The sequence below is a fragment of the Methylobacillus methanolivorans genome, from assembly GCF_044751345.1.
GTDB lineage: Bacteria > Pseudomonadota > Gammaproteobacteria > Burkholderiales > Methylophilaceae > Methylobacillus > Methylobacillus methanolivorans.
Map to the genome: position 1 here is coordinate 1,439,210 of NZ_JBIWXY010000001.1, position 24,483 is coordinate 1,463,692.

The following is a 24,483-nucleotide window of genomic DNA, read 5'->3' on the forward strand; positions in this document are numbered from 1 at the left end:
CTATGCACTACTGAACTACTGGATGATGTATAGCGCCATGACTATGGCCTGCAGATGCACCGTCCCTCATCTGTACCTGGCTAATATTGCTATTGGGTGGGACGCTATATGTGAGCCAGACATTGCCGCCAATCACTGAACCTCGCCCAATCGTGATGCGTCCCAGAATGGTTGCACCGGCATAAATCACGACATCGTCCTCGACAATGGGGTGTCGTTCATTGCCCTTTACCAAGCTACCATCGGCATCCACTGGGAAACGCTTGGCACCTAGTGTCACGGCTTGGTAAAGCCTGACATGCCGACCAATAATGCTGGTTTCTCCGATGACGACCCCGGTGCCATGGTCAATGAAAAAACCCTCGGCGATTTGAGCGCCGGGGTGAATATCAATACCAGTGGCAGAATGAGCAATTTCAGTGATCATGCGCGCAATTAATGGCACACCAAGCTGGTGTAGCAAATGCGCAATCCGGTAATGGATCATGGCATTTATTCCCGGATAGCAAACCAACACCTCATCTACACTACGTGCTGCTGGATCACCTTCATAAGCCGCTCGAATATCGCTATCCAGCAAGCGGCGCACGGCTGGCAACTGGGCAGAAAATTCACGCACCAACGCTGTGGCACGCTCTCTCACTGCAGTCAACTGTGATGCTTCCGCGACAAAACTCAACTCCAGGCGTACCTGTACCACCAGTTCTCGCAAGGCTACGTCCAGCGTATGACCGACAAAATAGTCGATACCTTCCTCTCGCAAGTCTGGCAGGCCAAGTCGATTGGGAAACAAGGCAGCCCCCAACCCCTCTATCACCCCTGCAAGCGCCTTGCGCGCAGGGAGCTTGGGAGGACGATTCAAGCGATTGCGATGTTCCAGCGACGTCAACCTCACCTCACGCAACTCACCAACGATCTGGCTAATCCCCAGCTCGTCACCCAGTTCACTCATTTTTTCGCGTTGACTCATCAAACCCTACCTACAAGTGACCTTGTAAAAACAAAAAAGCCAGCACCTCTCAAGAGAGATGCTGGCTTCCGGTTGTCCGGTCAGCTTACGCTAACGATATTATGGCAATGCTAATAAGCTTAAACTCATTCAAGCTCACTATGCTTGCTGTCCATATTGAAGATGGTGCAACAAACATATCATGTTGCGAAGACTATCACATATTCAATTAACTTCTATACATAGAACAAAAAAATATATGCATCAACGCCAATCAAATAACCATTAAATTTAATTATATTCCACTATATTCTTTTACATTATTAAAATAAATTCTTATAGTACCGCACATTCACTACCAATCTTTTGAGGCCTACATGCTAAGAAAAATAGTGGCAATCAGTCTTTTTGCCGTCGCCGGAATTGCTCATGCAGACACCACACTACTCAATGTTTCCTATGATGTGATACGTGAATTCTACAAAGACTTCAATCCTGCCTTTAGTAAGTACTGGAAACAAAAAACAGGTGAATCCGTTACCATCAATCAATCCCATGGCGGCTCCAGCAAGCAGGCCAGGGCCGTAGCAGATGGCTTGCAGGCTGACATCATTTCCATGAACCAGAGCAATGATATTGATATCTTGTTCGAGCGCGGCAAGCTGGTGCCCGCTGATTGGCAAAAACGCCTGCCTAATGCCAGCTCACCCACGACATCCACGACCGTCTTCCTCGTGCGCAAGGGCAACCCCAAGAACATCAAGGATTGGGACGACCTCATTAAACCCGGCGTCGGTGTCGTGATCCCCAACCCCAAAACCTCTGGCAATGGCCGCTATAGCTATCTTGCTGCCTGGGGTGCCGTTCTCAAAAAAGGCGGTGACGAAGCCAAGGCGCGTGATTTTGTCACCAAGCTGTTTAAAAATGTCCCTGTACTTGATGCAGGTGGCCGTGGCGCAACAACGACCTTTGTACAGCGCGGCATTGGCGACGTATTGCTGACTTTTGAAAACGAGGTATTCCTCATCAATAAGGAGTTAGGCAACAATAACTTCGACGTGGTTTATCCATCTTCCAGCATCTTGGCAGAAAACCCCATCGCACTCGTTGACAAGGTGGTGGACAAGCGCAAGACACGCCAAATTGCACAAGCTTACCTGGAGTTCCATTACTCACCAGAAGGGCAGGAGCTCGCCGCGCGTCATTACCTGCGCCCGCGCTCTGCTGAGGTATTGGCAGCACATAAAGCTGATTTCAAGCCACTGCAACTCTTTACCGTAGATGAGACATTTGGCGGCTGGCAAAAAGCACAAAAAACGCATTTTGCCGATGGCGGCGTATTTGACCAGATTTACGTGAATAAATAAGCAGCCAAGATCATGACCAAGCACAGCGTCCCCACCTCCATCGCTATCGAACAATTGAAAGCCCAGTTGCGCGAGTCTCTTTACCTGGACCTTGATGAATATGGGCTAGAGGAGCAGTCTTCAGGAGAGTTCAATAGCTCCTTTCTGGGATTGCAGCTCAACAGCGCCTTCCAACCTATCTACGATAGCGAAGCGGGAGATTTGTTTGGTCATGAAGCTTTTATCCGCCCCTCGCTCGGTGGCCAACAAGCCATTAATCCAGAATTTGCCTTCAGCTTTGCCGGGCAAGTGGGCAAGCTGGTGAAGTTTGATCGCGTTGTCCGCACACTTCATGTACTGAATTTCCGCCAGATTTATGCGGAAAATGGCTTGTTGTTCCTCAATGTGCATCCCAATTTGCTCATGAGCGTCAACGCGCACGGCAAAGTTTTCGAGCGCATCCTGCACGCAAACTCTGTTCCCACGCATCGCGTTGTCATTGAAATACAGGAAAGTGTCGTCGAGCATGAGCATCAACTGGCAGATGCCATTGAAAACTACAAAGAACGAGGCTACCGTATCGCGATTGGCAACTTTGGCAGCAAGCACTCCCATCTGGAACGGCTATGGAAACTTGCCCCTGAGTTTGTCAAACTTGATATTGGCCTGATCAAGGAAGCCGAGCGTAATACCCGTATGCGCAAGATATTGCCGCGCTTGATCCAGCTCATCCATGACATCGGTGCGCAACCTGTGATTACCGGTATCGAGTCGCAAACTGGCCTCGATATTGCTGTGGAATCCGGTACCACTTTGCTGCAAGGATACTTCCTTGGCAGGCCCGTGACTGCCAAGGAACTTCAACCCACGCAAGCGCTCAAGCCATCATTGCAATTGAACAAACGCGCAGCCGCATAAGCAACCGGCTATCGAAAAATAACCCTGAGCTATATCGTTATAAAAACATATTATTTTTTGCACACAGCCACTTCTGCTACATTGCAGCGGCCTTGCTCTAGCCACACACACTAATTTCACAATATGGCAAAAAAACACAAACCGCATAACGTACTGCCCGGCTTTAACCTATCTCTCGGCTATACCTTGTTATACCTGAGCCTGATAGTACTGATTCCATTATCAGCTGCCTTTTTCAAGACGACAGAGTTAAGCCTTGCAGAGTTTTGGCATACCGTCACCACCCCCAGAGTGATCGCTTCATACAAGCTTACTTTCGGTGCATCCTTATTTGCGGCGCTGATCAATGCCGTGTTCGGTTTGCTCACAGCCTGGGTGCTGACCCGCTATACCTTTCCCGGCAAGAAGCTGGTAGACGCATTGGTAGACTTACCATTCGCCCTGCCAACCGCGGTCGCTGGTATTGCACTCACCGCTGTGTATTCAGGCAATGGTTGGATTGGTAGCCTGATCGAGCCATACGGCCTCAAGGTAGCCTTTACCCCACTAGGCGTCGTCGTCGCCTTGACATTTATTGGGCTGCCATTCGTTGTCCGCACCGTGCAACCCGTGCTGGAAGACCTGGAAGCAGAAACTGAGGAAGCCGCCGCAAGCTTAGGCGCCAATCGCTGGCAGACCTTTCATCGCGTTATCCTGCCTGCCCTCTGGCCAGCCCTGCTCACTGGATTTGCGCTCGCTTTTGCCCGTGCAGTGGGTGAGTATGGCTCCGTGATTTTCATTGCAGGCAATATGCCGATGATTTCCGAGATCACACCGCTCATCATCATCACCAAGCTCGAACAATACGACTACACAGGCGCGACTGCAGTTGCCGTCGTCATGCTGGTCATCTCTTTCCTACTATTGCTCACCATCAACGGCCTGCAATGGTGGAGCAGCAGCCGCAACAGCGCCTCGCGATAGGAATACATTATGTCAACCACCGTTTCCCAATTCGCCCGTTACAATGCCAAGGTAGCACGCAGCCGTGCCACTTCAGAACCTGCCTGGGTTCGCTGGACGCTGATTATCTCCGCCCTGCTGTTCCTCAGCTTATTCTTGTTTGTTCCCTTGGCAGCCGTATTTACCGAGGCATTGCGCAAGGGCTTCGACACCTACCTTGCCGCACTGATTGAGCCCGATGCCGTCTCCGCCATTAAGCTGACCCTGATTGCTGCCGCCATCTCGCTACCGCTGAACTTGGTATTTGGTATTGCCGCCGCCTGGGCCATTGCAAAATTCGAGTTCAAGGGCAAAAGCATCCTGATTACCTTGATCGACTTGCCCTTTGCAGTCTCACCAGTAATTGCCGGCTTGATCTACGTGCTGATCTTCGGCCTGCAAGGCTGGTTTGGCGAATGGCTGATTGATCATGATTACAAAGTTATTTTTGCTATCCCCGGCATAGTGCTGGCCACGATTTTCGTTACTTTCCCCTTTATTGCCCGTGAGCTCATCCCACTCATGCAGGCACAAGGCAAGGAAGAAGAAGAGGCAGGCTTGGTTCTCGGCGCGTCAGGCTGGCAAATTCTCTGGCATATCACGCTCCCCAACATCAAGTGGGGCTTGCTGTATGGCGTCATCCTCACCAATGCCCGCGCCATGGGCGAATTTGGCGCTGTCTCAGTGGTATCGGGCCATATCCGCGGGCTCACCAATACCATGCCGCTCCATGTGGAAATCCTCTACAACGAATATAACTATGCTGCGGCGTTTGCCGTCGCCTCACTACTGGCCTTCCTGGCGCTGATTACACTGGCACTTAAGTCATACATTGAGTGGCAAAGCGGCCGTAGCGCCAGCGCACGTGAAAAAGCCTCTGACCAATAACGCACTGACCGCATCACCGTCACAAGGATGACATCATGAGTATCGAAATCCGCAATATCAAAAAAGAATTTGGCAGCTTTACCGCACTGGGAGACGTCAGCCTTGATGTCCCTAGCGGCGAACTTGTCGCCCTGCTTGGCCCTTCAGGATGCGGCAAAACCACACTATTGCGCATCATCGCGGGCCTGGAATCTCCCGATTCTGGCAGTATCCATTTCCACGGTGAAGAAGCCACAAACCGCGACGTACGTGAACGCGAAGTCGGCTTCGTATTCCAGCATTACGCCTTGTTCCGCCACATGACAGTATTCGAGAATGTCGCGTTTGGCTTACGTGTTCGCCCTAAAAAGACACGCCCAACAGAGGCTGAAATCCACCGCCGAGTTCACCAACTCTTAAGCTTGGTGCAACTGGATTGGTTGGCTGATCGTTATCCACCACAACTTTCCGGTGGTCAGCGCCAACGCATCGCACTCGCCCGCGCTTTGGCCGTTGAGCCCAAAGTCTTGTTACTGGATGAACCATTTGGAGCCTTGGACGCCAAGGTGCGTAAAGACCTGCGTCGCTGGCTGCGCCGACTGCACGACGAACTGCACATCACCAGCGTTTTCGTCACTCATGATCAGGAAGAGGCGCTTGAAGTCGCAGATCGCATCGTCGTTATGAACCAAGGCAAGATCGAACAAATAGGCTCTCCACAGGAGGTTTACGACAACCCAGCCTCACCGTTCGTCTATCAATTCCTCGGCAACGTCAATCAGTTCCACAGCCGCGTAGATCAAGGCAAAGCGCATATCGGCGACATCAGCCTAACACTGGACGAGCACCATACCGTACAGAACAGCGATGCACTCGCCTACGTACGCCCACACGACATCGACATCTATACCGAGCAAAACGGCAGCCCCGCATTACAAGCCGTGGTCAGCTATATCCATGCGGCTGGCCCACTAGTCAGGCTTGAACTGCAGCCTACAAACAATGCCGACATCATCGAAGCAGAAATCACCCGTGAACGCTTCCGCGAGCTTGCTATTAGCCAAGGTAGCAATGTCTATCTCAAACCACGTAGCGTGCAAGTGTTTCTGGAAAGTAGCACCAGTACGCGCTAACTTTTGCTTGCAGCATATCCCCAAGCCCATGCACTCTTGCATGGGCTTTTATTTGCTATCAATAATGAGCATCGCTCTATCCGATATGCCGCAATGTAGTCATTCACTACGTAGCATAGTAGTGAAGAGTAATGACAATTACATGCGTGCAGAAGACATACGATATAATTACTGGCATTCGCACATTCAACCAGATGCTTAGGCTCCACCTCTAAATGATTAAAAAACTGCTGCAACGCGTTTTTAAACCCTCTAAAAAATCCGCATCTTCGCCCGCAGCCAAATCGAATCAGCACGCCACTCGTATTACTGCCAAGACCCACCAAATCAACCGCAAGCTGATCAGCCATGCTGCGATCAAGACGACTGAAGGATTGCAGAAGGCCGGTTTTGAGGCATTTATCGTGGGGGGGGCGGTACGTGATCTCTTGCTGAAAAAACGCCCCAAGGATTTCGATGTGGCGACGAATGCCACGCCAGAGCAAGTGAACCGGATTTTCCGCCGCTCTCGTATCATTGGCCGACGCTTCCGGCTGGTGCACGTAATGTTTGGCGATGAGACAATTGAGGTGTCGACGTTTCGTGGTAGCCATTTAAATGATCAAGGCGATGCCAAGGTCGCCGATACCGGGCGCATCTTGCGCGACAATGTTTTTGGCTCACAGGAAGAAGATGCGGTACGGCGCGACTTTACAGCCAATGCGCTTTATTACGATCCGGCGACCGAAGAAGTGCTGGATTTCCACAATGGCGTCCCTGATATCCAGGCAGGCGTGCTACGCATGATTGGTGACCCAGAAGTCCGTTACCGTGAAGACCCTGTACGCATGCTGCGTGCCGTGCGTTTATCGGCAAAACTTGGGCTGAAGCTGGACAAGAAAACTGAACAGCCGATTTCCGAGTTGGCAGAGTTACTGCACGATGTGCCACCTTCACGGCTCTTCGACGAGATGCTGAAGATGTTTCTCTCCGGCCATGCGATCGAAAGTGCAAATGCCTTGCGCGAGCATGGCCTGCACCATGGCTTGCTGCCTTTGCTGGATGTGGTGCTGGAGCAGCCAATGGGCGAGCGTTTCGTCAAGCTGGCTTTAAAAAATACCGATGAGCGTGTATTGGCAGATAAGCCGGTCTCTCCTGGCTTTTTATTTGCCACGCTGCTGTGGCACGAAGTGCTGTTGGCATGGAAAAAGTTTGAGCAGCAAGGCAATAAGCCTATCCCCGCCTTGTTTATGGCGATGGACGAAGTCTGTGACATCCAGGCCGAGAAAATGGCGATCAACAAGCGCTATAGCGTGACGATGCGCGAAATCTGGAGCTTGCAGCCTCGCTTTGAACAACGTGCTGGCAAGCGCCCCTACAGCTTGCTGGAAAACCCGCGCTATCGCGCTGGCTATGATTTCCTCTTGCTACGTTGTGAGTCTGGCGAGCTGCCTGCAGAGCTTGGCCAATGGTGGACTGACTTTGCCAATGCCGATGGTGACAAACGCCAAACCATGTTGCTGCCTGACGCCACGCCACGCAAACGCAGACGCCGTCGCACCAAAAAGCCAGCAACCGCAGCCGCAGGAGAATAAGCATGGCACGTGCTTATATTGCCTTAGGCAGCAACCTGCGTGACCCGGTGCAGGAAGTGCGCCAAGCCATGGCTGAGCTTGGCACCCTGCCAGGAACGCATGTGGTTCGCCCTTCTTCACTCTATCGCACCGCACCGCTTGGCTACGATGATCAACCCGATTTCATTAATGCAGTCGCCGAGATTGAGACTAGCCTAGAACCACTGGCCTTGTTACGCGCCATCCTTGCACTGGAAACCCAGCATGGCCGCGAACGTCCTTTCCCCAATGCGCCAAGGGTGCTGGATCTGGACCTGTTGTTGTACGATCAAGTGTCCACGAATAACCCAGAATTAACCTTGCCCCATCCGCGCATGCATGAACGTGGTTTTGTGCTGCTGCCGCTCGCGGAGATTGCCCCAGACCTGCAGCTTGCTGACCACGGCTCAGTCACGGATTTGGCCGCACAATGTGCAGATCAAGGGGTTGCCTTGTTGCAGGAAGATCAGGCATGAGTATTTTTGATCGCTTTCATTACATCGTCATTGAAGGGCCGATTGGCAGCGGCAAAACCACGCTGGCAAAAAAGCTGGCCGATATGTTCCCCGTCAATCTCTTGCTGGAAAACGCAGGTGCCAACCCGTTCCTGCCAAAGTTCTACCAGGATGCACCGCGCTATGCCTTGCCTACGCAGATGTTTTTCCTGTTCCAGCGTGTGGAGTTGATCCGGGACTTATGTCAGCGAGATATGTTCAACCAAGCGACCATTGCCGATTTTTTCCTGGAAAAAGACCCGTTGTTTGCGCAACTCAACCTCAATGATGAGGAATATGCGCTGTATCGCCAGATGTACAAGCACCTGCATGTACAAGTGCCAACGCCAGATTTGGTGATCTACCTGCAATCCCCGGTGGAAACCTTGCATGAGCGCGTTAACCAGCGCGGCACTTCATATGAACAGGAAATCCCGCGCGAATATCTTTCGCGCCTATCGGATGCCTACAGCAATTTCTTCCACCAGTACGATGGGGCTCCTGTGCTCATCGTGAATAATGAAAAACTCGACATCACCGAAAATGATGCCGCCATGACCATGCTGCTTGATCGCGTGATGCAGATGCGTGGCCGTCGCGAGTTTTTCAACCCCAACCTGGAGTAAGGCCATGAACCTGCTTGCATTGCAGCAACTCAAGGAGCGTGGCGAGAAGATCGCCGTACTGACCAGCTATGACGCCAGCTTTGCCGCGCTCAGTGATAAAGCAGGAGTAGACGTGCTGCTGGTCGGCGACTCGCTGGGCATGACCATTCAAGGCCACACCAGCACCTTGCCCGTATCTTTACGCGATATGGAATATCACACGCGCTGTGTTGCCCAGGGCGTGCAACAAGCCTTTATCGTCACCGACATGCCTTTCGGCAGCTATCAGATCAACCCTGAACAGGCTTTTGAAAATGCAGCCTTGCTGATGGCTGCGGGCGCGCAAATGGTCAAGGTAGAAGGTGGCAACATCATGCTGGATACTGTGCGCTTTCTGGTAGAGCGCGGCATTCCCGTCTGCGGCCATCTCGGACTGACACCGCAATCGGTACATCAATTTGGCGGCTATCGTGTACAAGCACGTGATGAGGCCGCTGCGCGTCAATTGCTTGAGGATGCCAAGGCCCTGGCAGCTGCGGGTGCAGGCATGCTAGTGCTGGAAATGGTGCCAACCGCCCTGGCAGCGGCAGTGAGCCAGGCGATCAAGATTCCCGTCATTGGTATTGGCGCGGGCAAGTACTGCGATGGCCAGGTATTGGTCTTGCAGGATATGCTGGGCATTTATGCCGGCAAGTCACCACGCTTTGTGCGCAACTTCATGCAAGGCGCCACCAGCATTGAACAAGCGATCAGCGACTATGTGGCTGCCGTCAAGGCACAAACCTTCCCTGATACCGAGCATAGCTTTGAATAAGCCATGGCACTAGACATCATCCCTGACATTGCCACACTGCGCGCTCGGCTAAAAACAGCGCCCAGCATTGCTTTTGTACCTACCATGGGCAACCTGCATGCCGGGCATATTCACCTAGTCAAGCTTGCCAAGCAACATGCGCAATGCGTGGTCGTGAGTATATTTGTCAACCCGCTGCAATTCGGCGCCAATGAAGACCTTGCAAGCTACCCACGCACACTCGCGGAAGATTGTGAAAAACTGCAGGCTGCTGGTGCAGACATCGTCTTCACGCCCTCTGTCACTGAGATGTACCCAACGGTGCAAACCATGCGCGTCACCCCACCACCGATTGCAAATGAATTGTGCGGCGCTGCACGGCCAGGACATTTCGATGGAGTGGCAACTGTGGTGCTGAAGCTGTTCAATATCGTGCAGCCGCAAGTTGCCTTATTCGGCAAGAAAGATTATCAGCAGCTCTTCATCATTCGCGAGCTGGTGCATCAGTTCAACTTGCCCATCGACATCATTGCTGGCGATACCCAGCGCGAAGATAGCGGCCTGGCCTTGAGTTCACGCAATGGCTACCTGAGCAGCGCGCAAAAGCTGGAAGCACAACGCCTCTATCGCACCCTGAACATGATTGTCGACAATGTGCAAAAAGGTCACCATGACTATGTCGCCATTGAAGCTCAATCCAGCCAATACCTTACCCAACTGGGCTGGATTGTAGATTACATCTCCATCCGCTCCGCAGCGACGCTGCTGCCTGCCAGCGCAACAGACACTGAGCTTGTCGTGCTTGCCGCGGCCCGGCAAGGCAATACCCGTCTGATCGACAATATCGAATTCACACGATCATTCGCCTCAACCTGATTACACAGCCATGTCATGAGGCATTAACCATCAAGAGCGCTGAAAAATACTTGCAGCGCTCATCCTTTTTTAAGCTACGATCCCAGCCCAATCAACTACAATTAAGAAGCATTATTATTTATAATAAACACCTACTTAATACTGGCTGGTTTGCACGCGTGCTACCTAACTCATCCACTCCTCCCCTTCTGGTCTCTTTGGTCCGACATTATGACGACCTGGTGGATTATGTCCGGCGGCGCTTTGGCTGCAAGATGTTTGCTCGTGAAATAGTGCATGACGTTTGCGTACACCTGCTGGAAAAACCCGCCATTGAAGCGCGACAACCGATTGCCTTACTCAAGCGCATCTCGCACAACATGGCAGTGAATGAATGCCGCTCCGAGAGCGTACGCAATCGCCTGATTGAATCCATGGCAACATTGCCTGAAACAGCCAGCATGCCTGACCATGCTGCCGCATTGGATGCCCAGCGTGAGGTGCAACTGCTGGCACAAGCCATCGAACAACTGCCGCCGCGCTGCAAGCAGGTATTTATTATGCACAAGATCCATGGCCTGGCTCAATCCGAGGTGGCCGCGCAACTCGGCATTTCCGTTAAGATGATCGAACGCCATACCCGCCTGGGGCTGGCTGCCTGCAAAAAACAACTCGGACGTGATTAAGCATCCATGTCGCAGAAAAATCTACCGCCCGGCAAAGAACAACACAGTGCAGAAGACGCACTGGCGCAGCACCGCGATACATTGAAAGAGCTTTTCCCGCTGCCGGTAATCAAGAAGTCACGCAAGAAGAAAACCGCCGCGAACGCAATGCTGCTGCTCGCCATGATCGCGACAGGCTTACTCTGGCTGGACCCGGCCTACAGGAGCGAACAGCATGCCACCGTCATCGGGCAGCGTGCCGACATTACACTGGCGGATGGCAGCAAGCTCACGCTCAATACCGATACGCAACTGGAGGTTTCTTGGCACCTGCGCTCTCGCCGCGTGGCACTACACCGAGGACAGGCGCTGTTTGCAGTCGCCAAGGCCACCTATCGCCCATTCACGGTTGCAGCGGGCAAAGCGCATATCAAGGTAGTCGGTACGGTTTTTGATGTTTACCACCATCCCGATCATGTCACAGTGACGGTGGAAGAAGGCAAAGTGCAAGTCACCAGCAAGGCAACCGCTGGCTATCTGCGCAACATGCTCACCGCCAATCAGCAGATCACCATCTCAGCAGATGGCAACTTGCACGCCGTTAATGTAATCCAGCCAACAAGCAGCCTCGCCTGGCGCGATGGCAAACTCGTATTTGAACAAACCACGTTGGCGCAGGCCATTGCCGACATCCAGCGCTACCGCCGTGAACCCATACGCCTGCAATCCGCAGCGCTGGGTAGATTGAAGTTCTCCGGTGTATTCAGCATCGACAATACCGATGCCTTATTACAGCTGCTGCCAGCTATTCTGCCCATCAAGGTGAATCCACAGTCAGATGGCAGCCTGCTGATTAGCGAAAAATAATCAAAAAAATTCTCATTCCCAGGTTGGGGTACTCAGCCTGCCAAACGTCTAACGCCCTGTAGGTCATTTAATCAAAGGGAAATTAATCGTGTCACACCATCAACCACTCAAGCAGATAGTCATCGCGATCAGCTTGTTATTCACTACCTCTATTTATGCCGATACCGCCAAGCTTGCCTTCGACATTCCAGCAGAACCGCTGGAACAAGCCGTCAACCGTATTGCCAAGCAAGCCAATGTACAGGTACTGATCGCCAGCAATCTGGCGCAAGGCATTGCTGCCACGGCGCTAAAAGGCAACTTCACGGCACAGGAAGCGCTGGAACGCTTATTGGCTGGCTCGGAGTTGGTCATTCAGTCAAAAGGCAACAACAGCTTCATCATCACAGCCGCACCACAAAAAACTTCGGTCTTGCCAGAAATTTCCACCACAGAACAAGCCGAACACACTTTGGAGCAAACCATTGTCACAGCAACCCGCACTCCCAAGAATATTGCGGAAATCGCCGGGACCGTGCAGACCATCAGCCATGAGGAAATCAGGCAGCAAGCCGCTGTTGGGCGCAAGACTGCCGATGCACTGGCACAACTGATTCCATCCCTGGCACCAAGCAGCGGTACCACCAGCAATTACGGTCAAACCATGCGAGGCAGGCAAGTGTTGGTGATGATTGATGGTGTTTCGCAGACTGGTTCGCGCGATGTCTCACGTCAGTTGAACAGCATCAGCCCGGCGATGATTGAACGTGTTGAAGTCGTCTCTGGTGCCAGCAGTATTTACGGCTCTGGTGCGACCGGTGGCATCATCAACATCATCACCAAGCGCACGGATAAATCCAAGCCACTCAGTTTCCAATCTAAAGTAGGCGTGGCTTCTGGTACCAATTTCAACCGCGATGGCTTGGCTTATGAACTAGGGCAAACCGTGTCTTTTAACCAGGACAGCATGGATGGCTTTCTAGGCATCAATTACACCAGCCGTGGTGACCAAATAGATGGCAACGGCAACCGTATTGCACCGGACCCAGCCCAAACCAGCCGCTCAGACACCGATACCATTGATATCAATGGCCGCCTGAACTTCAAACTAGACAACCTCCAATCACTCAGCGTTGGTGTGCAGTATTTCAAGGATGAGCAAGACACTGCTTATGCCCCAGACTACTCCGGTAACTATTTACTCAACCCAAGCTACCGAGCTGTCAAAGGCTTGCACCTGAGCAAGCAGGCATTTACAGAGCGCTATGCCATCAATACGCAATACCAGAATAAGGACTTTCTGGGCCAAATCCTGAATATCGAGGCTTATTACCGTAAGGAAAAAGCGCGCTTTTTCCCGACCCTGTTCACAACGAGTTACGCCACCCAATCACAATCCAATATTGATGTAGCAGGCTTCAGGTCTACCATGCAAAGTGATCTGCAACTACAAGGCAAGGAATTAACGCTCACCTATGGCCTGGATTATGATCACGAAAAAGATCATCAATATATCGATGTCTTAAGTTTTACCAACCTGGGAACCAACTATACCGATACTGGCAACCAATTCGATGCTGGCCCGGATACCACTGTCCAGAACCTGGGCACATTCCTGCAAAGCGCTTTTGCCGCAACAGAAAAGCTGAATATCCAGGCGGGAGTTCGCTATCAATATATTCGCGCAAAAACGGAAGCATTCATTCCAACGGCCGCCGCTAGAAATGCAGCAATTGGCAATGCAGCAAACCTGACCCCGGTAGATGGCGGTTCCACCAGCGCGGGCAAAGCACTATTCAACCTGGGTGCGGTATATAAGTTGCAAGCTGGACAGCAGGTATTTGCCAACTTCTCACAAGGCTTCAGCTATCCCGATGTGCAACGCATCATGCGTGATGTCCCCACTGGCTATAACTTGGCATCTGCCAATATTACGCCTATCACCGTGAACAGCTATGAATTAGGGTGGCGCCTGCAACAACCACGCGGCCTGAATACCGGCATCACGGCATTCTTCAATGACTCCAACAAAGTGGTGCAATTCCAGGCCAATAGAACCATCAATGTTGCCAGCACAGACCAGCGTATTTATGGTGTGGAGCTAAACACCAGCTATCCCGTGCTTGAGCAATTCAAGGTAGGTGGCACATTGGGCTATACCCGAGGGCAGTTTAAGGATGCAGCAGGCGAGTGGCGCGAACTGAACGCTTACCAAATTTCCCCCATCAAGGCTACGCTGTTCGGCGAGTGGGATAATCAACGTGGATCGGGCGTCAGGGTGCAAATGCTGGCCATCAAAGGCACCAACGAAGCATACAAAGATGCTTTAGTTGCCACATACGATAGCAATGTAGTCGCCAATAGCGCGGCAGAGATCAAGGGCTATGCACTGATTGATGTGCTGGCACACTTCCCTGCCCCCAAGGGACGTATCGATGTTGGAGTATATAACCTGTTCGACAAATATTACCGTACGGTTTATACCCAACAGGCTGCTGTCACCTTTGGTCGCATTTCAAGCATTCCCGCAGAGGGTCGAACGATAGCACTGAGCTATACCATCGATTATTAATATTACTTCAATTAAAACCATCCCCCTGATATCGCAAAAATTAGGGGGATGGGTATGTGCTCAACGAACTTTTACCCCGATTAACAATCGCCACTAAGCTCTACCACTAAAATGCTAAAAGCGTTTATTAACAGTTGAAGGGGCGACATCAAGATGAAGAAAACAATTGCATTACTTGCAATGGCAACCATCTTACTCAATGGTTGTTGCTGGTTCCCTCCATTTGGTGGAGGCCCGGGCGGTGGACCTGGAGGCGGTCAACAGCAAGGTGGCCAAGGTAGATATTGATACTAAAAAGCCAGCAGGAAGCTGGCTTTATTTTTTACTCTTGCCGAAACGTATCACACGCCTGTATATCACCCAGTTTATAACCCGTACTGAACCACTTCATGCGTTGCGCGCTAGTGCCGTGGGTAAAGCTTTCAGGCACAACATGGCCCTGACCGCGTTTTTGCAAATAGTCATCACCAATGCGAGAGGCTGCATTCAGTGCAGATTCAATGTCTCCCGCCTCGACCACGCTGTACTGTTTATCAGCGTGATGCGCCCACACCCCAGCCAGACAATCTGCTTGTAACTCCTGCAATACAGATAACTTATTGGCCTCAGTCTCACTCATATGCGCACGCACTTGGTCAATTTTAGACAATACGCCAAGCAGGTTCTGTACATGGTGCCCCACTTCATGCGCAATCACATAGGCCCGCGCAAATTCGCCCGGTGCACCTAGCTGCCTTTCCAGCGTTTCATAAAACCCAAGGTCTATATACACGGTGCGATCAAGGGAACAATAAAACGGCCCCATGGCGCTCTGCCCAACGCCGCAACCGGTTTGCGTAGTGTTGGAACTACCACCAAACAACACTAATTTGGGTTCCTGATAAGTGCGCCCTGCTTCACTGAACAGCTTGCCCCAGACATCTTCGGTGTTGGCTAACACCGACGAAACGAACATGGCCTGCTTGTCATCCATGGACGGAGCCGTGCCTTGTTGTTGTGTTGCCGGCGCATTGGCACCATCGAGCAAACCGAGTATGGTCAAGGGGTTAACGCCGAATATCCAGCCCGCCACCAACGCCACCAAGACAGCGCCTAATCCAAGGCCACCTTTTCCGCCGCCTCCGCGCCTATCTTCTACATTGCCTGAGCGCCTTAATCCATCCCACTTCATGTGACTTCTCCCGAGCCAAGATGGTTTTCATCATACGCCCATCCCGTGGCTTGATTATGATGAATTGGGCTTACTCCCATTGTGGAACACTGCATCAGGATTTAGAATGCGAATAATTATCATATCTAGATCAAACACTTCTCATGTCCGTCCAGCATGATTATTCATTTTCTGGCTTATATACCGCTCATCATGGCTGGCTATGCGGCTGGCTAAGCAAGAAGCTGGGCTGCCAGCACAACGCCGCCGACATTACCCAGGATGCCTTTGTCAGGCTACTACTCAAGCATGATGCCTTGCAGGATTTGAGCACGCCTCGCGCCTACCTGGTCAAGATTGCCAAGGGGCTGATCATTGACCAATGGCGGCGGCAGGAGCTGGAGCAACGGTATCTTGAGGCACTCAGGATAGATACCCAGCCATCGCTAGCATCTCAGGAAGTACAAGCTATGGTGATCGAAACCCTGCTAGAAATTGATGCCATGCTGAACCGGCTCAACCCCAGGGCCAGGCAGGCATTCCTGCTCGCTCAGATCGATGGGTTTACCTATCAGGAAATTGCTGACAACTTGGGGGTTTCAGAACGCATGGTGAAGAAATATATGGCCACAGCCATGATGCATTGCCTGTTATTAAAACGTGACCTGAACGCTGCAGCCGGATGAAGCAAACCACTGACCATATTGCCTTGCAACAAGCGGCAGAGTGGTTTGCCGTACTGCGCGATGAGCATGTGCAGCAAGATGACCTTGCTGCCTGGCAGGTATGGCTCAACGCCAGCCCATTGCATCAATCAGCCTGGCAAGAAGTCGAAGCGATCAATACACCTTTTACACAACTCACTGCCATTGCCGACAAGCCTGCCGCACATCGTGCGCTGCACCATCCAGCATCCCGCCGCCAGGCCTTGAAACTATTAGGGTTTGCCGGTGCCGCCTTTGTTAGCGGCATGCTGCTTAAACGCTATACGCCATGGCAAGACTGGGCCACTACACTCACTGCACAATCAGACATCCATCGTTCGGAACCAGGCAAGACCGACGTGGTCACGCTGGCTGATGGAGGCAAGCTCTGGCTTAATGCTGGCAGCGAAGCCAAGGTGGAATATGGCATCACGCTGCGACGCATCACCCTCGTAGCAGGGGAACTACTACTGCAATCTGGTCATGATCAAGCACTCCGCCCCTTGGTGGTCGACACGCTCCATGGCCGGCTGACAGCGCTAGGCACACGCTTCAGCGTGCAACAACAGGCAGAATTCACCTTGCTCGCCGTCTATGAAGGCCAGGTAGCTATTCAGCCGAAGCAAGGTAAAACAGTCATTATTGAGGCTGGCTGGCAAGCCCGCTTCGACCGCCAGCACGTTGCACACACCGCACCGGCATCACCCGCCAGGGAAGCTTGGACACGCGGCATACTCATCGCTGATAACCGCAGGTTAGATGACTTTATTGCCGAGCTAAGCAACTATTACCCCGGCAAGCTTAGTGTGTCGCCTTCTATCGCGCACTTGCGGCTGATGGGAGCCTATCCGTTTAACGACGTGCCAAAAACGCTCAACGCGATTACCCAGACACTACCTGTATCTCTGCAACAGTTAGGCGCAGACGGCATCATGCTGATACCTGCTCATTAAAAATTTTCACATCCGAGGTTCCCTTTTCTACATCTGCTTCGGTTTAGAGGTGAAGCATTTCATTTCTACACTCAATCAGGGAAACCCATGCAACCTCATCCGTCCATTACTCCGCTCCGACACCTTTTACGTGCAGCGCTTCTGGTCATTTCTATCGGCAGCGTATCAGCCATACCATCCATCGCTGCCGAACCGAATGTAGAATTACACGATTACCATATCCCAGCAGGACCACTGAGCCAGGTATTGAGCCATTTCGCTGCCGATGCTGGGATTCTGCTCTCAGCAGATGCCGCATTGGCCGATGGCAAGACCAGCCCTGGGCTAAATGGAAAATACAGTATAGAAACTGGTTTTAAAGAACTATTGAAAGGTTCTGGTCTCCGCTATCAGCAACAAGAAAAACAACGCTACACCATTGTCCCCAATGACATCAAAACCGAGGTGCTACCTGAAATCAAGGTCAGTGCTGGCGACCAGAACATCAATCTCTTACCAACACCATATGCCGGCGAGCAGATCGCAAAAGGTGTCAGGCTAGGAATATTGGGCAACACCTCCAACCTCCGCGCCCCATTCAGCACCACCAGCTACACATCGGTCGCCATCCAAAATCAGCAGGCAAGAACCATCGCGGAATCAATCAATCGCGACCCATCCGTGCGCTACACAGTTGCTCCTGGTGGCAATGTGGACAATCTATACATACGAGGCTTTCCAATCTGGGAGGGAAACTCAGGAGAAATCGCCTTTGATGGCATTTATGGTATTGCTCCCAATTACCGTGTCAGGACAGAGTATGTGGAACGTATTGAGGTGATTAAGGGGCCGGGCGCATTATTGTTTGGCATCTCGCCAAACGGCTCGGTCGGAGGCGTCATCAATATTGCTCCCAAGCGAGCCAACAAGGACGTCACCACATTCACCACATCGCTGATCAGCAACAACCAAGCTGGGGGCCATTTGGACATTGGCAGGCGCTTTGGTACAGATAGCCAGTTTGGCATTCGCTTCAATGGTAGCTATTACAACGGTGACACTGCTACCGACAAGCAATCTATGGAAGGGCACACGGGTGCATTGGCATTGGATTATGAGGGAGAGCACTTCCGCTCTACGCTGGATATCATCTTGCAAAAAGAGCATATCAATGCTCCCACCCGTCCATTGATGCCCTCCGGTATTAGTCGTATGCCGGGCGCACCAGATGGCAAACGCAATGTCACCCAGCCTTGGGAATGGTCGGATAACAAAGAGCAAGCCATCCTGTTACGCACGGAATATGACTTCAATCAGTATTTATCATTATTTGCGAATGTAGGCACATCCTCAGCCAACGTCTCCCGTGTATACGACTCGGCTCCTCGACTAGTGACCGAGCAAGGCACCACACAGATCACACCAACTTATGGCGTATTTGATGTTGCCCGCAAAACTTATGATGCTGGCCTACGCAGCAAATTCCAGACCGGCTCAATTCAACACTCTGTCACATTCCAAACCAGTGTTTACCGCGACCAACTAGATAGAGCTCTGCTTGCAGGAACCGCAGTGACCTCGAATATTTACGATACGATGGACTATGCAAAACAGCATATTGCCAAGCCTAGCTATATTCCACGCATCTATGATAACCAGAATACTAGCTTTGCCTTGGTCGATGCCATGTCCATGTTAGACGATAGGCTACAGATATCACTTGGGCTTCGTCACCAGCGAATCAAAACTACTAATCACAATGTGCTGAGTGCTAGTAATAACAACAATTATGACCGCAGTGTCTCCACCCCTGCTATTGGTATCGTCGTACAACCGGTCAAGCATTTATCACTGTATGCCAACTATATCGAAGGCCTGAGCAAAGGAGACATCGCACCACCCGCTGCCGTAAACTATGGCGAAGTACTGGCACCATACAAGAGCAAACAATATGAAACAGGCATCAAGTATGACGCTGGTCATTTCATGACTACCATGGCCGTGTTCCAGATCGAGAAACCCAGCGGAGGCCTGGACAATGGCGTATTTTCCGCCAATGGTGAACAGCGCAATCGAGGCCTTGAACTATATAGTTACGGCACTCTGTTACCCAGCCTGCGGGCAATGGGTGGCATCACCTTGATAGATAGTGAAATCACCAGCGCAGCAACATCTAGCTTGATAGGCAATCGACCCATCGGCACCAGCAAGCAACAGGCAAACTTGGGCGTGGAATGGGACTCTACCTTCATTCAGGACATGACATTAACTGCCGATGTTATCTATACCGGCAGTCAATATGTCAACCAGGCCAACACACTGCACATCCCTTCATGGACGCGCATTGACGTCGGAGCACGCTACCAAACCAGCATCGCTGGACGTCATACCACATTGCGGGCCACCGTCCAGAATCTCACAGACCGTGCATATTGGTCAGGCATTACCTCGTGGGGTGCTGTTTCCCCTGCTATTCCACGCACTTTTGTGTTGTCGGCATCTGTCGATTTCTAATACCCCGAAACATCGGCAGCAGTAGATTACACTGCTGCCGTTATCTCTCCTCCACCTGGTATTTCATATTCCCTATCCATAAGTCACGCCAGGCATTGGGCTTGGCGGAGAAATCCAACGCGTCCAACTCACGCTGTATCTTGGTGGCACCCAGCGCATCCATATCCTTGCCTGTCAGCCGCCCAGCGACTTTCCACACGCCTTGTGTACGCTGAAATACGTGGCTGCTATAACCACTCAATACCACCAGTTCCTGCTCGCCGTCATCGTTCATATCAAGTACCAATACTGGGCAAGGTTTGCTGGTGCTGCAGTTAAGATAAAGCTTGCCGCTATTGCGCTGCTCAAGCAGGAAATCCACGAAGGCCGGATCAAGTGCAACAGTATGGGGATACGGCGTTAACTGTTCTTGCAATTGCGCATGCGTCAAAGGCTCCGGCCCTTGTGGCTTGAACGTGCGATACGTCACTTTCATTGCGTCCTCTGCCTTTTGCCTGATCAAGACAGCATGCTCATGCGTGGTATTGCGTGCTAGCTCTTGGAGCACTTGGTTACCATATCGCCTGCCTTCCAACCGTAAATACTCGAAATCAAAATCACTAACTGACGTACGGCCATCCAGCAACCGGGAAACCTGGCTATGCACTGCCAACCTGACAGGATCAAGGATTGGCGTCAGGGTCAGTATCAGCAATGTCACGGCGAACAATGCCGCCACAATATTGACTTGCCTTGCCTGTAACATCCAGACCGCATTCCGTCGTAACACAACCCAGGCATATCCCAGCGCGTAGATGGCCATGATCAGAATGGCCAAGGCCGCCCAGACCCTATCGATCGTCCAGCCATATTGCGTCACCCGCAACCCTAAAGAATAAGCACACAAAAGGATATATACAGGCATGGTTAGCAGGCCGAGGCCGATGAAGCGTCGCAGCCACCTTGGGAAACGTTCCTCACGCGTAGCATCCTGCCAGGCAGCATTGAACAGGAAAATCGTCCACGCCAGCAGGCACAACATCAGGCTAGTGGCATAACCTGTTTTCCAGAGCAAGGCCAGGCCCTGAAACGGCAGTGCCAGCAAGAACAGAATCAGAATAAAACTGACCTCGGGCAGCAGCCAGCCCAATATATCCAGGCTGGCTCGGTAAATGCCGACCAAGGCATCTTCCTTAGCGGCATACAACGAGAGCCCTATGCCAAAGGTAATGGCGGTGACTGGATAGGCAAATATCCTGCTGCTGATCAAGTCCATGAGAAAATTGACATGCAGCACCTTGAACAACCCGGCTAGCAAGAACAACAAGACCCAGAACAGGCCAGCAAACAATCCCGCCAGCATCAGCTTGACCCAGTTGCGCCAGGCTGCGGAAAACAGGAAGGCATAATCACTAAACCACTGCCCCTTGCAGAGCCCATGCTCGGCAAACGGCAGCAATACAAACCAGCTAGAGAAGGTAATGCAGCCCAGGATAAAACCCAGCTCCCAGGTTTGATGATAGGGAATTCCCGACATCCAGGCCTGGTACCCGCTATACGCAGCAGCGCCTGCCATCAACAGGGAATAAGCCAGCGCCATTCCCCATAAGCGTCGCTGCTGGCGATAGGCCGGAAGTAGCATGAAACTGAGGGGCAGAGTGATGACCAAAGCATACAAAGCCCAGATAACGCTGAAATATTGTTGAGGGATAGCCAACTTGAGTATCCACTCATGCAACAGCCACAGACCCAAGCCCTGCCCCGTCGCCCAGGCAATAATCCAGCTACGCGCTTGTCTACTCATGCAAGTAATCTCCTCTAAACCAATAAATCTTCATTTATTCAGCGTGTTGTTTCCACTATAATAGCGGGTCTCGTTTTTTTACATTGGCAGGCCATGCAACGAACTATGCTCCAATCCAAGCTGCACCGGGTACGCACGACGCACTCGGAGCTGGACTATGAGGGTTCCTGTGCCATTGATGAAACGCTGCTGGACGCAGCAGACATCAAGGAATATCAACAGATCGACATCTACAATGTCAATAACGGCGAACGCTTCACAACGTATGCGATCCGGGCCGAACGCAACTCCGGCGTGATTTCCGTCAATGGTGCGGCTGCACGCAAGGCCAGCCCCGGCGATTTATTGATCATCGCCAGCTATGCGGTATATTCCGAAGCTGAGCTCGCCACTTTCAAACCCAAGCTGGTGTACGTTGATGCGCAAAACCGCATCAAGGATCAACGCCAGCATATCCCTGTACAAGCTGCCTAATGCTAGATTTAGAACAAATGAAGCTGGCCGTCGTCGACGCGCTGGAAGATATCAAAGCCTTTGATATTACTGTGATGGATGTGCGAAAGCTCACCTCCATGACCAATTACATGATCGTCGCCAGTGCCAATTCCACTCGCCAAGCCAAGGCAGTTGCCGACAATGTCCGCGAAAAACTGAAGGAAAAAGGCGCTAATATCCAGAGCACTGAAGGCGAGAAAGAGGGCGAATGGGTGCTGGTAGACCTGGGCGATATCGTCGTGCACGTCATGGTGCCTGCGACCCGCGCTTACTACAACCTGGAGCAACTCTGGGGCGAAGCTGAAAGCCGTCGCGGCCATATCAAAGCTGTAGAGTAACGCGATACTCCCTTGAAGCTGCGGATCATCTCTGTCGGACATAAAATGCCGGACTGGGTGCAATCCGCATGCAACGAATACACCAAGCGCATGCCACGTGAAATGAGCGTGGACATTGTCGAGATCAAGCCAGACAAGCGCGCCTCAGGCAAAAATGCGGAAGTCGTGCAGGAAGCTGAAGCCAAGCGCATCCTCGAGGCTGCCGGCCGAGACTATCTCGTGGCATTGGATGAGCGTGGTCAAGAAGTGACGACACTGCAATTGGCTGACAAGATGCGCGGCTGGATGGAAAGCGGGCGCGATGTCAGCCTGGTGATTGGTGGTGCCGATGGCCTGCACGACAGCTTGAAACGCCAGGCAGATTGGCTGTGGAGCCTGTCAAAACTCACTATGCCACACGGTATGGTGCGCGTCATGTTGAGCGAACAACTTTATCGCGGATTAAGTGTCATCAACAATCATCCTTACCATCGCGAATAAGCTTTCGCGCCCAAACTCATGAACAAATCACTCGTCTGGTTCCGCCGCGACTTACGAGATTACGATCATGCCGCGCTCTATCACGCACTGAAAAACTCAACACAAGTTATCTGTGCCTTCGTTTTCGACACCGATATCCTGACGCAACTCACCAATAAGCAGGATAGACGCGTCGAGTTCATCTGGGAAAGCGTGCATGAGCTCAAAACCGCCCTGCAACAACAAGGTAGCGACCTGCTCGTGCTGCATGGCAAGGCGGCAGATGAAATCCCCAAGCTAGCACAAACTCTGGCAGTTGATACCGTATATTGCAATCATGACTACGAGCCGGATGCCATGGCGCGCGATCTCACCGTCCAGCAGGCATTAGATCAGACAGACATAGCCTTCAAGTCATTCAAAGACCAGGTCTTATTTGAAAAGGATGAAATTCTCACCAAATCCGGCACGTCTTTCAGCGTGTTCACGCCTTACAAAAACGCCTGCCTTAAAACACTCAATGATTTTTACCTCAAGGCTTACCCTGTAGATCGCTATATACATCACTTGGCAATAATGGATCCGCAATCCATGCCGTCCCTGGAGTCACTGGGTTTTGGACGCACCAACCTGAAGCAGCTTAAGCTTCCCACAGGCATGTCCGGCGGCAGCACATTATTTGAAGACTTTAGCAACCGCATGGCACGTTACCGCGATGCCCGCGACTTTCCCTCCATCAAAGGCCCGTCTTACCTTTCCGTCCACCTGCGCTTTGGCACGGTGTCTATCCGCCACTTAGCACGCACGGCCTGGCAGCAAGGAGGCTTGGGCGCTGAAACTTGGCTCAATGAATTGCTCTGGCGGGACTTCTACTTCCAGATCCTGCACCACCATCCCCAGGTGGCCACCGGGAAAAGCTTCAAAGCAGAATTCGAGCATATCCCGTTCCCTAACGATGAGCGTTTATTCGAGGCATGGTGCAAGGGCCAGACGGGCTACCCGCTGGTGGATGCTGCCATGCGCCAACTGAACCAGACTGGTTATATGCACAACCGCCTGCGCATGGTGGCAGCAAGCTTCCTAGTCAAGGATCTATTGATTGATTGGCGCTGGGGCGAGCGCTATTTTGCAGAACACTTGATCGACTTCGACCTCGCAGCAAACAATGGCGGCTGGCAATGGGCGGCCTCTACCGGCTGTGATGCACAACCATGGTTCCGCATTTTCAACCCGGTCACACAATCAGAGAAATTCGACGCCGATGGCAAATTCATCCGCAAATATGTACCTGAACTACAAGCATGCACCAGCAAAGAAATCCACGCGCCTTGGCTAATGCCCCCATTACGACAACAGGCCCTCGGCCTTATGATAGGCAAGGATTATCCCAGCCCTATCGTGGATCACGCCATGCGGCGTGAACAAGCACTCGCACTCTATAAACAAGTCAGCCACAAGGCCTCTACCGCAACATAATCCCATTGCCAGTGAC

23 protein-coding genes are annotated in these 24,483 nt (G+C 51.9%); 20 read left to right on the top strand and 3 right to left on the bottom strand.

The features are described 5' to 3' along the window. Positions 1-7: 7 nt before the first annotated feature. Entirely contained in the window at positions 8-970 is a 963-nt protein-coding gene (gene epsC, locus ACIKP9_RS06740) for a serine O-acetyltransferase EpsC (protein WP_400880875.1), read from the bottom strand. A 356-nt stretch (positions 971-1,326) separates the two neighbouring features. On the opposite strand from epsC, the gene ACIKP9_RS06745 reads away from it, so the two are divergent. From ACIKP9_RS06745 to ACIKP9_RS06805, 13 genes are all read left to right on the top strand, one after another. After that, a complete protein-coding gene (locus ACIKP9_RS06745; protein ID WP_400880877.1) occupies positions 1,327-2,316 on the top strand; it encodes a sulfate ABC transporter substrate-binding protein in 990 nt (329 codons plus the stop codon). 12 nt (positions 2,317-2,328) lie between these two features. Further along, positions 2,329-3,213, top strand: a complete 885-nt coding sequence (locus ACIKP9_RS06750) for an EAL domain-containing protein (protein ID WP_400880879.1) — start codon at positions 2,329-2,331, stop codon at positions 3,211-3,213. 123 nt (positions 3,214-3,336) lie between these two features. Beyond that, positions 3,337-4,176, top strand: coding sequence for a sulfate ABC transporter permease subunit CysT (gene cysT, locus ACIKP9_RS06755; protein ID WP_230347935.1), 840 nt, complete (start codon positions 3,337-3,339; stop codon positions 4,174-4,176). A gap of 9 nt (positions 4,177-4,185) precedes the next feature. After that, the gene (cysW, locus tag ACIKP9_RS06760; protein ID WP_400880881.1) at positions 4,186-5,082 is read left to right on the top strand and encodes a sulfate ABC transporter permease subunit CysW; all 897 of its coding nucleotides are present in this window, start codon (positions 4,186-4,188) and stop codon (positions 5,080-5,082) included. 35 nt (positions 5,083-5,117) lie between these two features. Beyond that, positions 5,118-6,194 carry a sulfate/molybdate ABC transporter ATP-binding protein gene (locus ACIKP9_RS06765; RefSeq protein ID WP_400880883.1) on the top strand — a complete coding sequence of 359 codons (1,077 nt, stop codon included), beginning with the start codon at positions 5,118-5,120 and terminating at the stop codon, positions 6,192-6,194. A gap of 215 nt (positions 6,195-6,409) precedes the next feature. Continuing rightward, entirely contained in the window at positions 6,410-7,768 is a 1,359-nt protein-coding gene (gene pcnB / locus ACIKP9_RS06770) for a polynucleotide adenylyltransferase PcnB (protein ID WP_400880885.1), read from the top strand. Positions 7,769-7,770: 2 nt separating this feature from the next. Further along, positions 7,771-8,262: a 2-amino-4-hydroxy-6-hydroxymethyldihydropteridine diphosphokinase gene (folK, locus tag ACIKP9_RS06775; RefSeq protein WP_400880887.1), complete on the top strand. Its 492-nt coding sequence runs from the start codon at positions 7,771-7,773 to the stop codon at positions 8,260-8,262. Next, positions 8,259-8,906 carry a deoxynucleoside kinase gene (locus ACIKP9_RS06780; protein ID WP_230347944.1) on the top strand — a complete coding sequence of 216 codons (648 nt, stop codon included), beginning with the start codon at positions 8,259-8,261 and terminating at the stop codon, positions 8,904-8,906. The genes folK and ACIKP9_RS06780 overlap by 4 nt, the downstream gene beginning before the upstream one ends. A gap of 4 nt (positions 8,907-8,910) precedes the next feature. Next, a complete protein-coding gene (gene panB, locus ACIKP9_RS06785) occupies positions 8,911-9,699 on the top strand; it encodes a 3-methyl-2-oxobutanoate hydroxymethyltransferase (RefSeq protein ID WP_400880889.1) in 789 nt (262 codons plus the stop codon). Positions 9,700-9,702: 3 nt separating this feature from the next. Continuing rightward, on the top strand, positions 9,703-10,554 hold the full coding sequence (gene panC, locus ACIKP9_RS06790; protein ID WP_400880891.1) for a pantoate--beta-alanine ligase: 852 nt from the start codon (positions 9,703-9,705) through the stop codon (positions 10,552-10,554). 197 nt (positions 10,555-10,751) lie between these two features. Further along, positions 10,752-11,219 (top strand): sigma-70 family RNA polymerase sigma factor, encoded by a 468-nt coding sequence (locus ACIKP9_RS06795; RefSeq protein WP_400880893.1) that lies wholly within the window; start codon positions 10,752-10,754, stop codon positions 11,217-11,219. Positions 11,220-11,225: 6 nt separating this feature from the next. Next, positions 11,226-12,065: a FecR family protein gene (locus tag ACIKP9_RS06800; RefSeq protein WP_400880895.1), complete on the top strand. Its 840-nt coding sequence runs from the start codon at positions 11,226-11,228 to the stop codon at positions 12,063-12,065. A gap of 88 nt (positions 12,066-12,153) precedes the next feature. Further along, the gene (locus tag ACIKP9_RS06805) at positions 12,154-14,616 is read left to right on the top strand and encodes a TonB-dependent siderophore receptor (RefSeq protein ID WP_400880897.1); all 2,463 of its coding nucleotides are present in this window, start codon (positions 12,154-12,156) and stop codon (positions 14,614-14,616) included. 322 nt (positions 14,617-14,938) lie between these two features. Here ACIKP9_RS06805 and ypfJ read toward each other — a convergent pair whose 3' ends face one another. Further along, positions 14,939-15,787 carry a KPN_02809 family neutral zinc metallopeptidase gene (gene ypfJ / locus ACIKP9_RS06810; protein ID WP_400880899.1) on the bottom strand — a complete coding sequence of 283 codons (849 nt, stop codon included), beginning with the start codon at positions 15,785-15,787 and terminating at the stop codon, positions 14,939-14,941. 143 nt (positions 15,788-15,930) lie between these two features. On the opposite strand from ypfJ, the gene ACIKP9_RS06815 reads away from it, so the two are divergent. The 3 genes from ACIKP9_RS06815 (at position 15,931) to ACIKP9_RS06825 (ending at position 19,916) form a co-directional block, all read left to right on the top strand. Continuing rightward, positions 15,931-16,452, top strand: a complete 522-nt coding sequence (locus ACIKP9_RS06815; protein ID WP_400880901.1) for a sigma-70 family RNA polymerase sigma factor — start codon at positions 15,931-15,933, stop codon at positions 16,450-16,452. Continuing rightward, complete coding sequence (locus ACIKP9_RS06820; protein ID WP_400880903.1) at positions 16,449-17,423, top strand: FecR domain-containing protein; 975 nt, start codon at positions 16,449-16,451, stop codon at positions 17,421-17,423. The genes ACIKP9_RS06815 and ACIKP9_RS06820 overlap by 4 nt, the downstream gene beginning before the upstream one ends. An 87-nt stretch (positions 17,424-17,510) precedes the next feature. Beyond that, complete coding sequence (locus tag ACIKP9_RS06825) at positions 17,511-19,916, top strand: TonB-dependent siderophore receptor (RefSeq protein WP_400880905.1); 2,406 nt, start codon at positions 17,511-17,513, stop codon at positions 19,914-19,916. A gap of 40 nt (positions 19,917-19,956) precedes the next feature. Here the strand turns inward: ACIKP9_RS06825 and ACIKP9_RS06830 are convergent, their stop codons facing one another. Further along, on the bottom strand, positions 19,957-21,699 hold the full coding sequence (locus tag ACIKP9_RS06830; protein WP_400880907.1) for a DUF4153 domain-containing protein: 1,743 nt from the start codon (positions 21,697-21,699) through the stop codon (positions 19,957-19,959). A gap of 93 nt (positions 21,700-21,792) precedes the next feature. On the opposite strand from ACIKP9_RS06830, the gene panD reads away from it, so the two are divergent. From panD to ACIKP9_RS06850, 4 genes are read left to right on the top strand one after another with little or no spacing between them, the layout of a single operon-like run. Next, positions 21,793-22,173, top strand: coding sequence for an aspartate 1-decarboxylase (gene panD, locus ACIKP9_RS06835; RefSeq protein WP_400880909.1), 381 nt, complete (start codon positions 21,793-21,795; stop codon positions 22,171-22,173). After that, positions 22,173-22,532, top strand: coding sequence for a ribosome silencing factor (gene rsfS, locus ACIKP9_RS06840; protein WP_400880911.1), 360 nt, complete (start codon positions 22,173-22,175; stop codon positions 22,530-22,532). The genes panD and rsfS overlap by 1 nt, the downstream gene beginning before the upstream one ends. A gap of 12 nt (positions 22,533-22,544) precedes the next feature. Next, positions 22,545-23,012, top strand: a complete 468-nt coding sequence (gene rlmH, locus ACIKP9_RS06845) for a 23S rRNA (pseudouridine(1915)-N(3))-methyltransferase RlmH (protein WP_400880913.1) — start codon at positions 22,545-22,547, stop codon at positions 23,010-23,012. 18 nt (positions 23,013-23,030) lie between these two features. Then, the gene (locus ACIKP9_RS06850) at positions 23,031-24,467 is read left to right on the top strand and encodes a cryptochrome/photolyase family protein (RefSeq protein ID WP_400880915.1); all 1,437 of its coding nucleotides are present in this window, start codon (positions 23,031-23,033) and stop codon (positions 24,465-24,467) included. Positions 24,468-24,483: the final 16 nt, after the last annotated feature.